General features: G+C 72.9%; 1 protein-coding gene. It reads left to right on the top strand.

The genetic code is table 11. The features are described 5' to 3' along the window. The coding region (locus JMF90_RS39885; RefSeq protein ID WP_201326635.1) for an autotransporter-associated beta strand repeat-containing protein at positions 1 to 517 on the top strand (517 nt) is incomplete at both ends.

The raw sequence follows: 517 nt of genomic DNA on the forward strand, positions 1-517 counted from the left end.
CTGGCAGGCGCCGGCGCGACGCTCGATCTGAGTGCCGCGACGGGCGCACAAACGCTCGGCGCATTGTCGGGTGTCGCGGGAACGAGCCTCAACCTCGGCGGCAACGCACTGACGCTGGGCGGTACGGCCAGCGGCACGTTCGGCGGGGTGATCGGCGGCACCGGCGGTCTCACGTTGTCGGGCACCGGCACGCAGACGCTGTCCGGCGCGAACACCTATACGGGCGGCACGACGATCAACAGCGGCAGCACGCTGGCACTCGGCGCGGGCGGCAGCCTGGCGTCGACCGGCACGGTGAACCTGACCGGGTCGGGCGCGACGTTCAACCTGAGCGGCGCATCGGGCGCGCAGACGATCGGCGCACTGACCGGCGCGGCCGGCACGAACGTGAACCTCGGCGGCAACGGGCTGACGCTGAGCAGCGCGGGCAACTATGCGTTCGGCGGCGCGATCGGCGGCACGGGCGGCCTGACGCTGGCCGGCGCGGGTACGCAAACGCTGACGGGCGCGAACACCT

Source organism: Burkholderia sp. E168m23 (assembly GCF_016586125.1).
GTDB lineage: Bacteria > Pseudomonadota > Gammaproteobacteria > Burkholderiales > Burkholderiaceae > Burkholderia > Burkholderia orbicola.